At 70.1% G+C, this 12,910-nt stretch carries 15 protein-coding genes; 11 read left to right on the top strand and 4 right to left on the bottom strand.

Annotated features, from left to right (window positions below; genetic code table 11):
• The first annotated feature begins 237 nt into the window (after nucleotides 1-237).
• The 8 genes from FKR81_RS22100 (at nucleotide 238) to FKR81_RS22065 (ending at nucleotide 8,035) form a co-directional block, all read left to right on the top strand.
• On the top strand, nucleotides 238-2,235 hold the full coding sequence (locus FKR81_RS22100; protein ID WP_222598364.1) for a beta-galactosidase: 1,998 nt from the start codon (nucleotides 238-240) through the stop codon (nucleotides 2,233-2,235).
• Between the two features lies 1 nt (nucleotide 2,236).
• Nucleotides 2,237-3,034, top strand: a complete 798-nt coding sequence (locus FKR81_RS22095) for a DeoR/GlpR family DNA-binding transcription regulator (protein WP_146354031.1) — start codon at nucleotides 2,237-2,239, stop codon at nucleotides 3,032-3,034.
• Nucleotides 3,031-4,116, top strand: a complete 1,086-nt coding sequence (galT, locus tag FKR81_RS22090) for a galactose-1-phosphate uridylyltransferase (protein WP_146354030.1) — start codon at nucleotides 3,031-3,033, stop codon at nucleotides 4,114-4,116. The genes FKR81_RS22095 and galT overlap by 4 nt, the downstream gene beginning before the upstream one ends.
• Nucleotides 4,117-4,167: 51 nt before the next feature.
• On the top strand, nucleotides 4,168-5,655 hold the full coding sequence (locus FKR81_RS22085; protein ID WP_146354029.1) for a S1C family serine protease: 1,488 nt from the start codon (nucleotides 4,168-4,170) through the stop codon (nucleotides 5,653-5,655).
• Nucleotides 5,656-5,795: 140 nt separating this feature from the next.
• Complete coding sequence (locus tag FKR81_RS22080; protein WP_146354028.1) at nucleotides 5,796-6,476, top strand: response regulator transcription factor; 681 nt, start codon at nucleotides 5,796-5,798, stop codon at nucleotides 6,474-6,476.
• A complete protein-coding gene (locus FKR81_RS22075) occupies nucleotides 6,461-7,360 on the top strand; it encodes a sensor histidine kinase (RefSeq protein WP_146354027.1) in 900 nt (299 codons plus the stop codon). The genes FKR81_RS22080 and FKR81_RS22075 overlap by 16 nt, the downstream gene beginning before the upstream one ends.
• Before the next feature lie 5 nt (nucleotides 7,361-7,365).
• Nucleotides 7,366-7,866: a MogA/MoaB family molybdenum cofactor biosynthesis protein gene (locus FKR81_RS22070; protein WP_030467661.1), complete on the top strand. Its 501-nt coding sequence runs from the start codon at nucleotides 7,366-7,368 to the stop codon at nucleotides 7,864-7,866.
• The gene (locus FKR81_RS22065) at nucleotides 7,853-8,035 is read left to right on the top strand and encodes a hypothetical protein (RefSeq protein ID WP_146354026.1); all 183 of its coding nucleotides are present in this window, start codon (nucleotides 7,853-7,855) and stop codon (nucleotides 8,033-8,035) included. The genes FKR81_RS22070 and FKR81_RS22065 overlap by 14 nt, the downstream gene beginning before the upstream one ends.
• Here the strand turns inward: FKR81_RS22065 and mscL are convergent, their stop codons facing one another.
• The 4 genes from mscL to FKR81_RS22045 all read right to left on the bottom strand — a co-directional run bounded on the left by mscL (nucleotide 8,036) and on the right by FKR81_RS22045 (nucleotide 10,064).
• On the bottom strand, nucleotides 8,036-8,437 hold the full coding sequence (gene mscL / locus FKR81_RS22060; RefSeq protein WP_146354025.1) for a large conductance mechanosensitive channel protein MscL: 402 nt from the start codon (nucleotides 8,435-8,437) through the stop codon (nucleotides 8,036-8,038). It abuts the gene before it with no gap.
• A gap of 33 nt (nucleotides 8,438-8,470) precedes the next feature.
• Nucleotides 8,471-9,031: an SAF domain-containing protein gene (locus tag FKR81_RS22055; protein WP_146354024.1), complete on the bottom strand. Its 561-nt coding sequence runs from the start codon at nucleotides 9,029-9,031 to the stop codon at nucleotides 8,471-8,473.
• A gap of 62 nt (nucleotides 9,032-9,093) precedes the next feature.
• Nucleotides 9,094-9,402: an FmdB family zinc ribbon protein gene (locus FKR81_RS22050; RefSeq protein WP_146354023.1), complete on the bottom strand. Its 309-nt coding sequence runs from the start codon at nucleotides 9,400-9,402 to the stop codon at nucleotides 9,094-9,096.
• Nucleotides 9,403-9,497: 95 nt separating this feature from the next.
• Nucleotides 9,498-10,064: a 5-formyltetrahydrofolate cyclo-ligase gene (locus tag FKR81_RS22045; protein WP_146354022.1), complete on the bottom strand. Its 567-nt coding sequence runs from the start codon at nucleotides 10,062-10,064 to the stop codon at nucleotides 9,498-9,500.
• Nucleotides 10,065-10,102: 38 nt separating this feature from the next.
• Here FKR81_RS22045 and FKR81_RS22040 point away from each other — a divergent pair, with 38 nt between their 5' ends.
• From FKR81_RS22040 to FKR81_RS22030, 3 genes are read left to right on the top strand one after another with little or no spacing between them, the layout of a single operon-like run.
• Nucleotides 10,103-10,987 (top strand): UTP--glucose-1-phosphate uridylyltransferase, encoded by an 885-nt coding sequence (locus FKR81_RS22040; RefSeq protein WP_146354021.1) that lies wholly within the window; start codon nucleotides 10,103-10,105, stop codon nucleotides 10,985-10,987.
• Nucleotides 10,988-11,004: 17 nt separating this feature from the next.
• Nucleotides 11,005-12,228: a molybdotransferase-like divisome protein Glp gene (glp, locus tag FKR81_RS22035; RefSeq protein ID WP_146354020.1), complete on the top strand. Its 1,224-nt coding sequence runs from the start codon at nucleotides 11,005-11,007 to the stop codon at nucleotides 12,226-12,228.
• Nucleotides 12,225-12,881: a GNAT family N-acetyltransferase gene (locus FKR81_RS22030; RefSeq protein ID WP_146354019.1), complete on the top strand. Its 657-nt coding sequence runs from the start codon at nucleotides 12,225-12,227 to the stop codon at nucleotides 12,879-12,881. Before glp ends, FKR81_RS22030 begins: the two co-directional genes overlap by 4 nt.
• Nucleotides 12,882-12,910 lie beyond the last annotated feature (29 nt).

The following is a 12,910-nucleotide window of genomic DNA, read 5'->3' as shown; positions in this document are numbered from 1 at the left end:
CTCCTACGGGTGACGTCGGCTGAACCAACCGAACACTGACTCAAACAAAGTTGCGCACAATGTGTCCCCAGCCACACATCCTGTCAAGCCCTGTTACGCAGCCGTTAAACCAGGCCACTGGTCACTTCCTGGCATGACCATGCCCGAAGTTGACCTCATACCGCCGAACAGACCCAAACGAGAAGTCCTGTTTGACTGTGTTGACGTTGTGGGTGTTCGTCAGCCACCCTTGCGGCCGTGACCACTTGGCCCACCGGCATGCCCGGCCTCGGCTGGGGTGCCGATTACAACCCCGAGCAGTGGCCCGAGCACGTGTGGGCGGAGGACGTCGAGCTCATGCGCGCGGCCGGGGTCAACCTGGTCAGCGTCGGCATCTTCAGCTGGGCCCGCATCGAGGTGGCGAAGAGCGAGTACCGGTTCGACTGGCTCGACCGGATCATGGACATGCTGCACGCGGGCGGGATCCGGGTGGACCTCGCCACCGCGACCGCCTCGCCGCCGCCGTGGCTCACCGCCGAGTACCCGGAGATGCTGCCCGTCCGCGCGGACGGCGTGCGGCTCTCGCACGGCTCGCGCCAGGCGTACTGCCCGACCTCCCCGATCTACCGGGAACGCGCCACGGCGCTCGCGGCCGAGTTGGCGTCGCACTACCGCGACCACCCCGCGCTCGCCGCGTGGCACGTCGGCAACGAGTACGGCTGCCACGTCCAGCGCTGCTACTGCGACACCTGCGCCGCCGCGTTCCGCGACTGGCTCGCCGAGCGGTACACGCTGGACGAGGTGAACGACGCGTGGTCGACCGCGTTCTGGAGCCAGGGCTACACGCGCTGGGAGCAGATCCTGCCGCCGCGCGTGACGCCGACGTTCAGCAACCCCGGCCAGGTGCTGGACTACGACCGGTTCGCATCGGACGCGTTGCTGGAGCTGTACAAGGCCGAGCGCGACGTGCTGCGGATGATCACGCCGGACGTGCCGGTCACGACGAACTTCATGGTGAACTGGACGTTCGCCGCGCTGGACTACTGGAAGTGGGCGCGCGAGGTCGACTTCGTGTCCAACGACCACTACACCCAGTCCGAGTCACCCGACCGGCACGTCGAGCTGGCGCTGTCCGCGGACCTGGTGCGCGGTCTCGCAGGCGGGCACCCGTGGTTGCTGATGGAGCACTCGACGTCCGCGGTGAACTGGCAGCCGCGCAACATCGCGAAGCTGCCGGGGGAGATGCGGCGGCACTCGTTCGCGCACATCGCCCGCGGCGCCGACGGCACGCTGTTCTTCCAGTGGCGGCAGTCGCGCGGCGGATCGGAGCGCTTCCACTCGGCGATGGTGCCGCACGCCGGCACCGAGACGAAGGTGTTCCGCGAGGTCAGCCAGGTCGGCGCCGAGTACCAGCTGGCCGCTGAGGTCGTCGGGTCCACTGTGGACGCCTCGGTCGCGGTGGTCTACGACTACGACTCGCGCTGGGCGGCGCGGCAGCCGTCGCACCCCACCGCGGACTTCGACTACCAGCGCACCGTCCTGGACCTGTACCGGGCGCTGTGGGAGCTGGGCGTGACGGTCGACTTCGTGCCTCCCGGCGCGGACCTCTCGTCGTACCGCCTCGTGGTCGTGCCGTCGCTCTACGCGGTGCGCGACGCCGACGCCGCGGTGGTCACGGACTACGTGTCCGGTGGCGGGCACGCACTGGTCACCTACCTGTCCGGCGTCGCGGACGAGCACGCGCGGATCAGGCTCGGCGGCTACCCCGGCGCGTTCAGGGAGATGCTCGGCGTGTGGACCGAGGAGTTCTTCCCGCTGCGCCAAGGAGAAACCGTTTCGCTCGACGACGAATCGACCGTTTCGGTGTGGACGGAGCACCTGCACGCGCGCGGTGCTTCGGTTGTCGCGTCGTACCTGGACGGGCCGCTTCCCGGCGTGCCCGCGGTGACGCGCAACGAGCACGGCGCCGGTGTCGCGTGGTACCTGGCGTGCGGGCTGACCGGTGAGGGCCTGACCCGAACGGTCGAAGAAGCGCTGCGCGGGGCATCGGTTCCGGTGTCCCGTGCTGGACTTGAGATCGTGCGGAGAAGCAGTGCCGGAGCTGATGGGCACGTATCGTGGCTGTTCGCCGTCAACCACACCGACACCGACGCAGAGCTCGACGCGTCCGGTGTCGAGTTGTTGTCCGGCACACGTGTCTCCGGACGCCTCACCGTGCGGGCCGGGGACGTAGTCGTCCTCAGGGAAGAGGTGTGAGGTGCTGGCACGGCAACGGCAAGCGGTGATCCTGGAGGAGGTCCGGCGAACGGGGGCGGTGCGCGTCAGCGACCTCGTGGTGCGGCTGGGCGTCTCGGACATGACCGTGCGCCGCGACCTCGACGTGCTCGCGTCACGTGGACTGGTGGAGAAGGTCTACGGCGGCGCGACGTCCGTGGTCGGCCGCAGCACCGACGAGCCGGGCTTCGAGGCGAAGTCCGTCCGGCAGCTGCCGGAGAAGGAGGCCATCGCGGCCCAGGCCGCGGGCCTCGTGCGTCCCGGCACCGCCATCGGTCTGTCCGCGGGGACGACGACGTGGACATTAGCCCGCTTCCTGGACGACATCCCCGACCTGACGGTCGTGACGAACTCGATCCGGGTCGCGGACGTGCTGCAGCAGAGCGGACGCACGGACCGCACCGTCGTGCTGACGGGTGGCGTGCGCACGCCGTCCGACGCGCTGGTGGGCCCGGTCGCCGTGCAGGCGCTGCGCTCGCTGCACCTGGACGTGGTGTTCCTCGGCGTGCACGGCATGGCCGAGCGATCGGGTTTCACCACCCCGAACCTGAACGAGAGCGAAACGGACCGCGCGCTTGTCGACGCCGCCGGCCGCGTGGTCGTTGTCGCTGATCACACGAAGTGGGGAACCGTGGGCATCTCCACGATCGCCGACCTCGACGAGGCCGACGTGCTCGTGACCGACGAAGGACTGTCGGCCGACGCGCGCGCGGTGCTCGGCGACCAGGTCGGAGAACTCGTGCTCGCCCACGTACCGGGAAGCGGCGAGGAGTTGGCGTGAGGCGTACCGCGGGAAAGCTGGCGGACGGCCGGGAAATCATCTACTTCGACGACACGCAGGACGCACCACCTCGCATCGCGGTCGACACGCGGGACCTGCCCGTGACGCAACCGCTGTCCGAGGTGCGGCGCGACCCGCTGACGGGCGAGTGGGTGGCGATGGCCGCGCACCGGCAGACGCGCACCTACAAGCCCCCTGCCGACCTGTGCCCGCTGTGCCCGTCGACGCCGGGGCGTCCGACCGAGATCCCCGAGGCCGACTACGACGTGGCGGTGTTCGAGAACCGCTTCCCGTCGTTGTCCGTCGGCTCCCCCGAGGTGTCGTCCACTGTGGACGGCATGCCCCTGGTGGCCCGCGCAGCCGGTCACGGCAGGTGCGAGGTCGTCTGCTTCACCTCGTCGCACGACTCCTCCTTCGGCTCCCTGTCGCCCTCGCGCGTGCGCACGGTCGTGGACGCGTGGGCGGACCGGACCGCCGCGTTGTCCGAGATTCCCGGCGTGGAGCAGGTCTTCCCGTTCGAGAACCGGGGCGAGGAGATCGGCGTCACGCTGCACCACCCGCACGGGCAGATCTACGCGTACCCGTTCATCACGCCGCGCACCACGCAGATGCTGTCGGTGGCGACCGAGTACTTCGCCGAGCACGGCCGTGCCTTGATGGGCGACCTGCTGGCGTCCGAGCTGGCCGCCGAGACGCGCGTGGTCGCCACCAGCGAGTGCTGGGTGGCCTACGTGCCCGCCGCCGCGCGCTGGCCGGTCGAGGTGCACGTGGTGCCGCGGCGCCAGGTTCCCGACATCGCCGCTCTGTCCGATGTGGAGCGTGACGACTTCGCCGTGCTGTACCTGGACGTGCTGCGCATGCTGGACGCGCTGTACGACCGGCCGCTGCCCTACATCGCGGCGTGGCACCAGGCGCCCGTGCACGTGGGCCGGTCCGAGCTGTGGCTGCACCTCGAGGTGTTCTCGGTGAAGCGCGCCGCGGACAAGCTGAAGTACCTCGCGGGCTCGGAGTCGGGCATGGAGGTCTGGATCAACGACGCCACGCCCGAGCAGATCGCGGAACGACTTCGAACGCACAACTGATACCCAGCTGGGTTTAAGGGTTCTCTCAGGCGTGCACCACACACTATGGGCATGACCGAGAGCAACCAGCCAGCGCCGCAGCCCGAGCCGAACCCGTGGCAGCGAGACGCCGGTCAAGCTGACTCCGGCGCAGGGGTGCAGGGCTCCTCGCAGCCGGAACCCGGCCAGCCGGATCCTTTGCAGGGGGGATCCGGCCAGCCGGGGCACACTCAGCAACTGCCCGCCGCCGACGCGCGGGCAGCTCAGGAGAACGTCGCTCAACCGGGCCAGGAGAACGTCGCTCAGCCCGCTCACGAGAACGTCGCTCAGTCCAGCCACGAGAACGTCGCCCAGCCTGGCCACGAGAGCGCTGGCCAGGTCTGGGCGCACCAGGAAGGCCCCGGTCCTCAGGGGCAGCCCGGTCCGTACTACGCGCCGCCCGGCTACCAGCCGCCTCCCGCGCCGCTCGCGGGTCCCGCCGCTCGCGGCCGAAGCAAGGTCGTGGCGGGTGTCGCGGCGCTCGTGCTGGCGGTGGGAGGTCTGTCCGGCGCACTGGGCGGGTACATCGGCCACCAGTTCGCGCGGGAGACGTCGTCGGCGAACGCGCTGAACGCGCCCAAGCCGATCCAGCAGACCGGCAACGTGTCGCAGGGCTCGATCGAGGCCGTCGCGTCGCAGGTGCTGCCGTCGGTCGTGCAGATCCAGGTGACGACCGGCCGCGGCGCCGGTGAGGGCTCCGGCTTCATCACCAGCGCGGACGGCCAGATCGTCACGAACAACCACGTCATCGAGGGCGCGGTGGGCGGAGCGGGGCAGATCAAGGTCGTCTTCCAGGACGGCAAGACGGCCAGCGCCAAGGTGCTCGGCCGCGACCCCAGCTCGGACGTCGCCGTGATCAAGGCGGACGGCGTCGCCGACCTGCCCATCGTGCAGCTCGGCAGCTCGTCCGACCTGAAGATCGGCCAGCAGGTCGTCGCCATCGGGTCGCCGTTCGAGCTGTCCGGCACCGTGACGTCCGGCATCGTCAGTTCGCTCAACCGCCCGGTGTCCGCGGGCGGCGAGAGCGACAACCGCTCGCAGGCCACCGTGCTCAACGCCATCCAGACCGACGCCGCGATCAACCCCGGCAACTCCGGCGGACCGCTGGTGAACATGCAGGGCCAGGTCGTCGGCATCAACTCGGCCATCTACAGCCCCAACTCGGCCAACGGCCAGGCCGGCTCGGTCGGCATCGGGTTCGCCATCCCGATCGACCAGGCCCGGCGCACCGCCGAGGACATCGTCAAGACCGGCAAGGCCAAGCAGACCGTGCTCGGCGTCGAGGTCACCGGTGCCGAGAACGGCGGGGCCAAGGTCGGCAAGGTCACCAGCGGTGGCGCCGCCGAGAAGGCTGGGATCAAGGTCGGTGACGTCATCACCAAGTTCGGGGACCGCCGCATCGACAGCTCGGACACGCTGGTCGCGGCCGTCCGCTCGAAGGCGCCGGACGAGAAGGTGACCATCACCCTCTCCGACGGCCGCACCGTGGAAGCCACCCTCGGCGGTGTCGAGGTGGAGTAGTCGGGGGATGCTCGGCCGACCGCCGTCCGGCCGGGCATGCGACCGGGAGCCGCACCTGTGCCCGCAGGTGCGGCTTCCGCTTCTTACGGGCTGGTGACGGAATTCGGCCGGCCCCGCACGCGTGGCCTAACTTGGTCCGTGTGGAGAGGGTGCTGGTCGTCGACGACGACACGACGGTGCGCGACGTCGTGCGCAGGTATCTGGAGCACGCGGGCTACGAGGTCGAGCTCGCAGGCGACGGGGAGCACGCGCTGAGGTCGGTGCGCCGGCAGCCGCCGGACCTCGTCGTGCTCGACCTGATGCTGCCTGGCATCGACGGGCTGGAGGTCTGCCGCAGGCTGAACAACACCGTTCCGGTCGTCATGCTGACCGCGCTCGGCGAGGAGGAGGACCGCATCGCGGGACTCCAGCTCGGCGCGGACGACTACGTCACCAAACCGTTCAGCCCGCGCGAGCTGGCGTTGCGCGTCGGGTCGATCCTGCGACGTGCCAACCGCAAGGCGCCGGAGGTCCGCGAGCTCACCGACGGCGGCCTGAAGCTCGACGTCGGCGCGCACACCGCGACGCTCGACGGGCACGAGCTCTCCCTGACCACGCGCGAGTTCGACCTCCTCGCGTTCTTCATCTCCAACCCCGGCAAGGCGTTCAACCGCGCCGAGCTCCTGGAACGGGTGTGGGGCTGGCAGTTCGGCGATCAGTCCACTGTGACCGTCCACGTGCGACGGTTGCGCGAGAAGATCGAGAACGACGCCGCGCACCCGATGCGGATCAGCACGGTGTGGGGCGTCGGCTACCGGTACGACCGATGTTCAACAGACTGAGCAAGATCAGTCTCACCAGCGTGATGACCGTGATGGTCATCGTGCCGGTGCTGGCCACCGTCGGCGGGGTGCTCGCGGTCAGCGGGTTCATGTTCACCCCGGTGCTCACCACGACGCTGATCATCTGCGCGCTCGTCAGCCTCGTCACCGTGCCGATGGCGGTGGTGTTCGGCCGGGCCGTCGCGCGGCGCAGCGTGTGGGAGCGCGAGGCCGAGGCGGCGCGCAGGCAGCTCGTCGCGTGGATGAGCCACGACTTGCGCACACCGCTCGCCGGCATCAGGGCCATGACCGAGGCGCTCGCGGACGGCGTCGTGCACCAGCCGGGCGAGGTCGCCACCTACGCGAAGCAGATCAGCGTCGAGGCCGAGCACCTGGCGAAGATGGTCGACGACCTGTTCGAGCTGTCCCGCATCACCGCGGGCGCGCTGCGGCTGACGCTGTCCGACGTGCCGCTGGCGGACGTCGTCAGCGACGTCGTGGCGTCCGAGGCCCCTGTGGCGCAGCTGAAGGGCGTCCGGCTCGTCGCCGAGGCGCACACGTGGCCCGTCGTCCACGGCAGCGACCCCGAGCTGATGAGGGTCGTGCGGAACCTCGTGTCCAATGCGATCCGCCACACACCTCCGGACGGGACGGTCGCCGTCCACGTCGAAGTGGACGGCGCCGACGCACTGGTGCGTGTGGACGACGGGTGCGGAGGAATCCCCGAGAACGACCTGCCGCAGGTGTTCGAAGTGGCCTTTCGCGGCAGTCCCACCCGCAATCCGTCCGGTGCGGGACTGGGCCTCGCCATCGCGCGCGGGCTCGTCGAAGCGCACCACGGGCGCATCGCGGCGCGCAACCACGGTCCTGGCTGCCGCTTCGAAGTGCGCCTCCCGCTACGGTGATCGGTATGGAACGCAGCGCGCAGCGCCTCGGACGCGCCCTGGTCGTCATCGTCGACGACCGGGTGGCGCACGGCGAGCAGGACGACAACTCAGGCCCACTCGTCACCGAACTGCTCGAGGAAGCAGGCTTCATCGTCGACGGCACCGTCGCGGTCGAGGGTGAGGTGGTCGACATCCGGGCCGCGCTCAACACGGCCGTCATCGGTGGCGTCGACCTCGTGGTGACGGTTGGCGGCACCGGCGTCTCGCCGCGTGACGTCACTCCGGACGCCACACAGGGCGTGCTCGACCGCCCGATCCACGGCATCGCCGAGGCACTGCGTGCCTCCGGTCTCGCCGCGGGTGCTGTCGACGCGGGAATCTCGCGTGGACTCGTCGGTGTCTCGGGTAGCACCCTCGTGGTGAACCTCGCGGGGTCGCGCTCCGCCGTCCGCGACGGCATGGCGACCCTCTCGTCACTGGTGCCCTACGTCATCGAACAGCTGTCCGGTCTTGACGAAGAGTAGTGACCAGCCCCAGCCGGCCGACGACGACGCGATCGCGCGTCGTCGCCGGTTGGCCGAGGTGTTCGGCGACGTCCTCCCGGAGACCACGTCGGACGAACGCGGTTCGGATGCCGAACCCGACCGCGAGTCCTGGTACCGGGAGAACCGCCCGCCGCACCACGGCGGCTAGCTAGTCCCTCGACCTCTGCTGCGACGCGAGCAGGTCGCGGATCTCGATGAGCAGCTCGACGTCCGTCGGCTCGGACGGACCGACCTCCTCGCCGCGCTTGCGCCGCTCCTTGACGATGTTCATCGGCATGACGAACACGAAGTAGATGACGGCGGCGACGATCACGAAGTTGATGGCCGCGGTGATCAGCGCACCGAAGTCGATGGTCGACTTGTCGTTGCCGTCGACCAGGGTGACCGCGAGGCCCTTGACGTTCGAGCCGCCGAGTGCCGCGATGATCGGGTTGATGATGTTCGACGTGAACGCGGTGACGATCGCGCCGAACGCCGCGCCGATGACCACGGCCACGGCCAGGTCGATGACGTTCCCGCGCATCAGGAAGTCTTTGAATCCCTTGATCACAGCCGTACTCCTGTGCAGTTGACTACCGGGGGGCTAGCGGAGAGTAACGGCTACCGCTTGTTCCAGTGAGAGCGCGGCTAGTCGTGTTGCGTTGCGTCTCGGCAACGCCACCACCACGACCTCGTCCCGCGTCTCGCGGACCACGGCGTTCTCGGCGAGCGTCTGGCCGTCCTTGCTGACGACGTCGACCCTGCTGCCCGGCCTGACCAAGCCCGTCAGGCTCGCGTCGGCCAGCTTCACGGCCACCGCGGCCGATCCTGGTTCTGTGGCCGCGAGGTGGACGTCCGTGACCGGCTCGCCCGCTCTTGCCGGACTGTTCAACGAGCGACCCTGGAGAACCGCGGGATTGTTGAACGATCCGACCAGGGGGTTGTTGAACGACACGACCCGCAGATCGTTCGGCGAAAGAACAGCGCCGGGCGGCAGGTCGCGGGCGGCGGTGACCACGGGATGCCCGTCGTCGGGCCAGAAGCCCAGGGTGATCGCTGTCAGCACCAACGCACCGGCGACGAGTTTGCGCAGGCGGGCGGGGTGCGTGGGGCGGAAGCGGAGCAGCGAGCGGATGCGGTCCGCAGGGGTGCCGGAAAGACTCATGCCCCCGACGCTAGGGGCGCGTCAGGGGCATGAACCGAGCAACAGCTCAGGCTGTGGACAACTCAGGAGGCCTTGGCGGCGGGCGCGCTCTTCGACTCGGACTTCGTCTCCGACTTCGGCTTCGACTCGGTCTTGGCCGCGGCCGGCTTCGACTCGGTGGCCGAAGAGCCCGTGGAAGCAGGGCTCTTGCTCGACGACCGGCTGTCCGTGCGGTAGAAACCGCTGCCCTTGAAGACCACGCCGACGGCGCCGAAGAGCTTGCGCAGCTTGCCCGCGCACTCGGGGCACTCGGTGAGGGAGGCGTCGCTGAACGACTGCACAGCCTCGAACCGGTGCTCACACGCGGTGCAGGCGTACTGGTACGTAGGCACTGGACTTCGCTCCTCTGTCTGGCACTCGGCCGATGTGAGTGCCAACACGATTTTGCGCCAGGACCTTCCCGGAGCGCAAACAGCACTGGTCGAAGTCACAGCAGGCGGAGACCGACCGAGGGGGTCAGCACGGCGTTCATCCGAATGTCGTGCTCCTCGCCGGGCAGCTCCGCGACGAACTCGGAATCCCTGATCACGGCGATCAGCGGCGCCTGGACCAGCGGCAACGACCTGTCGTAGTGCCCGGCGCCCTTCCCGAGCCGCACGCCGGACCGGTCCACGGCCAGCGCGGGCACCAGCACGAGCGCCGCCGACGCGATGGCCGTCACGCCGAGCCGCGGACCGGACGGTTCGAGCAGTCTGTGCGGGCCGGGGCGCAGCCCGTCGGCACCGGTGAACTCGGCCCACTCCAGCGGCGCCGCGCCCACCACGACCGGCAGCAGCACCCGGCAGCGCAGTCCCGTCAGCATCTCGACAGAACCCGGTTCCGAGCCGACCGGCAGGAACGCGCAGATCGTCTGATCACCGGGAACGTCCAGCTCAGCGACGTGCCGGGCGAGCGCGGCGGCTTCGGCGGCGCGCACGTCAGGTGGCACGGCGCGGCGGGCGGCGAGCAGACGTGCACGCTCGGTGGCTTTCCGGTCACGAAGATCGGACGTCATGGTGGGTAACCCTAGGTAAGTCGTTAGCATCGCTGCCCATGAGCAGCGCCTTCCAGACCGCTATCGTGCCCGCTGCCGGCCTGGGCACCCGTTTCCTCCCGACCACGAAGGCCGTGCCGAAGGAACTGCTGCCCGTGGTCGACACGCCCGGCATCGAGCTGGTCGCGGCCGAGGCGGCCGAGGCGGGCGCGACGAGGCTGATCATCGTCACGTCGCCCGGCAAGGAGGCCGTCGCCGAGTACTTCCGGCCGCAGCCGGAGCTCGAGGCGACGCTCGAGGCGCGTGGCAAGTCCGACCTCGTGGCGAAGGTCCGCCGGGCCCCGAACCTGCTGCACGCCGAGACGGCGATCCAGGAGAAGGCGCTCGGGCTTGGCCACGCCGTCGGCTGCGCGGAGGGCAACCTGACCGGCGCGGACGAGGCCGTCGCGGTCCTGCTGCCGGACGACATCATCCTGCCGACCGGCGCGCTCAAGCGGATGGCCGAGGTGCGCGAGCAGCACGGCGGCAGCGTCCTGCTGGCGTTCGACATCCCGCGCGAGCAGATCTCCGCTTACGGCGTGTTCGACGTCCGTGAAACGGGTGACGACGACGTCAAGCAGGTCGTCGGAATGGTGGAGAAGCCGAAGCCGGAGGACGCGCCGTCGACGTTCGCCGCGGCCGGCCGCTACCTGCTCGACCGGGCCGTTTTCGACGCGCTGAAGCGCATCACCCCTGGTGCGGGCGGTGAGCTGCAGCTGACCGACGCCATCGCGCTGCTGATCGCGGAGGGTCACCCGGTCCACGTAGTCGTTCACCGTGGTGGGCGACACGACCTCGGCAATCCCGGGGGTTTCCTCCGCGCTGCGGTTGACTTCGCACTCAAGACCCCGGAGTACGGGCCCGACCTGCGCGAGTGGTTGCGGGAACGCCTCGACAACTCCTGAGCGCGAGGACTCACGACATGAGGTCAGTGGACGAGCAACTCGCTCGGGTGATCGGTGCCGCGGTGCGGCCCGCCCCGGTGCGAGTGGCGATCTCCGAGTCGCAGGGCTTGCTCTGCGCGGAGGAGGTCGTCGCCGAGCGCGCGTTGCCCGGCTTCGACCAGGCCGCCGTCGACGGCTACGCGGTGCGCAGCGTCGACGTCGGCCGCGCCTCCGTCGAAGCGGTGCAGCTGCCGGTCGTCGGTGAGATCGCGGCCGGGTCGAGGCAGCCGCGCAGGCTGCAGCCGGGTCAGGCCGTGCGGGTCGCGACCGGTGCTCCGCTGCCCACGCTGGCCGACGCGGTCGTGCCGCTCGGCTACACCGACGGCCACCACGCGAAGGTGACGGTCAACCGGGGCGTGCCGTCGGCGGGCTTCGTCCGCCGCACCGGCGAGGACGTGCAGACCGGTGACGTCGCCGTGCGCCGCGGCGCGTCCATCGGCGCTGCTCAGGTGGGCCTGCTGGCCGCCGTCGGGCGCAACAAGGTGCTCGTCCACCCCCGGCCGCGCGTGTCGGTGATCTCGATCGGCGAGGAGCTGGTCGACGTCGACCGCACGCCAGGCCAGGGCCAGGTCTACGACGTCAACTCCTACGCGCTGGCCGCCGCCGCCCGTGACGCGGGCGCCGAGGTCAGCCGGGTCGGCATCCAGTCGTCGGACCCGCGCAGGCTGCGCGAGGTCGTCGAGGGCAGGCTGCTGCTGTCCGAGATCGTCGTCGTCGCCGGTGGCGTCGGCGGTGCGATCGGCGACGAGGTCAGGGCCGCGCTCGCCGACCTCGGCGACCTGGACTGCACGCGCATCGCGATGCACCCCGGCTCGGCGCAGGGCTTCGGGCGGCTCGGCCCGGACGCCGTGCCGACGTTCCTGCTCCCGGCCAACCCGATGAGCGCGCTGGTCGTGTTCGAGGTGCTGGTCAGGCCGTTGATCAGGGCCGCGCTCGGGAAGAAGAACCCGTACCGCAGGGCCGTGTCGGCCCGCCTGCTCTCGCCGCTCGCGTCCACCAAGGGACGCCGCGGCTTCCTGCGCGGCCAGCTGCTGCGCGACGCGGACAACGGCGAGTACCTGGTGCAGCCGCTCGGCACGGGCGGATCGCACCTGCTCGCCTCGCTGGCGGAGGCGAACTGCCTGATCATGATCGACGAGGACGTCACGGACGTGTCCGTTGGCGAGGAAGTGCTGGTCAGCTTCCTCGCTCAGCGCGGATGAGCGCTTTCGCCGCCGAAGCCGGACGTCATCCGGGCTGGCCTGCGCGCCTGGGCCCGCTCGAGGTGAACGCGGGCGTCGTCGCGCTGCGCGGCCCGCGGTTGTTCGACGCCTCGCAGTGGTCGCGCATCCGCATCAGGGACCGCGAGTACCTGGAGAACTGGGAGCCGACCGCCACCGAGGGCTGGACCGAGCGCAACGCCGTGCTGTCCTGGCCCGCCCAGTGGTCGTCGCTGCGCGCCATGGCCCGCCGCGGCCAGGCGCTGCCGTTCATGATCACCGTCGACGGCGCCTTAGCCGGTCAGATCACCGTTGGCAACATCGTCCGCGGCTCGCTGCGCTCAGCCTGGATCGGCTACTGGGTGGCGGCCGACCGCGCGGGCGGCGGCGTCGCGACGGCCGCGGTGGCCATGCTCACCGACCACGCGTTCTCCGAGGGTGGTCTGCACCGGGTCGAAGCGACCGTCCGCCCGGAGAACGTGGCCAGCCTGCGGGTGCTGACGAAGTCGTCGTTCCGCGAAGAAGGCCTGTTCAAGCGTTATCTGGATGTTGCAGGACAGTGGCGCGACCACCTCTGCTTCGCCCTCACCGCCGAGGAGGTCTCAGACGGCCTAGTGCGCCGTTTGGTCGCTCGCGGAGAGGCCCGAATTCCCTGACGGCTACGGCTGGGCGCAGTAATCAGTTC

The organism is Lentzea tibetensis, from assembly GCF_007845675.1.
Taxonomy (GTDB): Bacteria; Actinomycetota; Actinomycetes; order Mycobacteriales; family Pseudonocardiaceae; genus Lentzea; species Lentzea tibetensis.
Note: the sequence above shows the minus strand (reverse complement) of the source record. Positions and strands in the feature narration are given on the sequence as shown.

Bases quoted from the DNA above. Each gene is read 5' to 3' on its own strand.
- FKR81_RS22085 (WP_146354029.1), top strand. From the start codon at position 4,168: ATGACCGAGAGCAACCAGCCAGCGCCGCAGCCCGAGCCGAACCCGTGG.
- FKR81_RS22075 (WP_146354027.1), top strand. From the start codon at position 6,461: ATGTTCAACAGACTGAGCAAGATCAGTCTCACCAGCGTGATGACCGTG.
- FKR81_RS22070 (WP_030467661.1), top strand. From the start codon at position 7,366: ATGGAACGCAGCGCGCAGCGCCTCGGACGCGCCCTGGTCGTCATCGTC.
- FKR81_RS22055 (WP_146354024.1), bottom strand. From the start codon at position 9,031: ATGAGTCTTTCCGGCACCCCTGCGGACCGCATCCGCTCGCTGCTCCGC.
- FKR81_RS22045 (WP_146354022.1), bottom strand. From the start codon at position 10,064: ATGACGTCCGATCTTCGTGACCGGAAAGCCACCGAGCGTGCACGTCTG.
- FKR81_RS22040 (WP_146354021.1), top strand. From the start codon at position 10,103: ATGAGCAGCGCCTTCCAGACCGCTATCGTGCCCGCTGCCGGCCTGGGC.
- glp (WP_146354020.1), top strand. From the start codon at position 11,005: ATGAGGTCAGTGGACGAGCAACTCGCTCGGGTGATCGGTGCCGCGGTG.
- FKR81_RS22030 (WP_146354019.1), top strand. From the start codon at position 12,225: ATGAGCGCTTTCGCCGCCGAAGCCGGACGTCATCCGGGCTGGCCTGCG.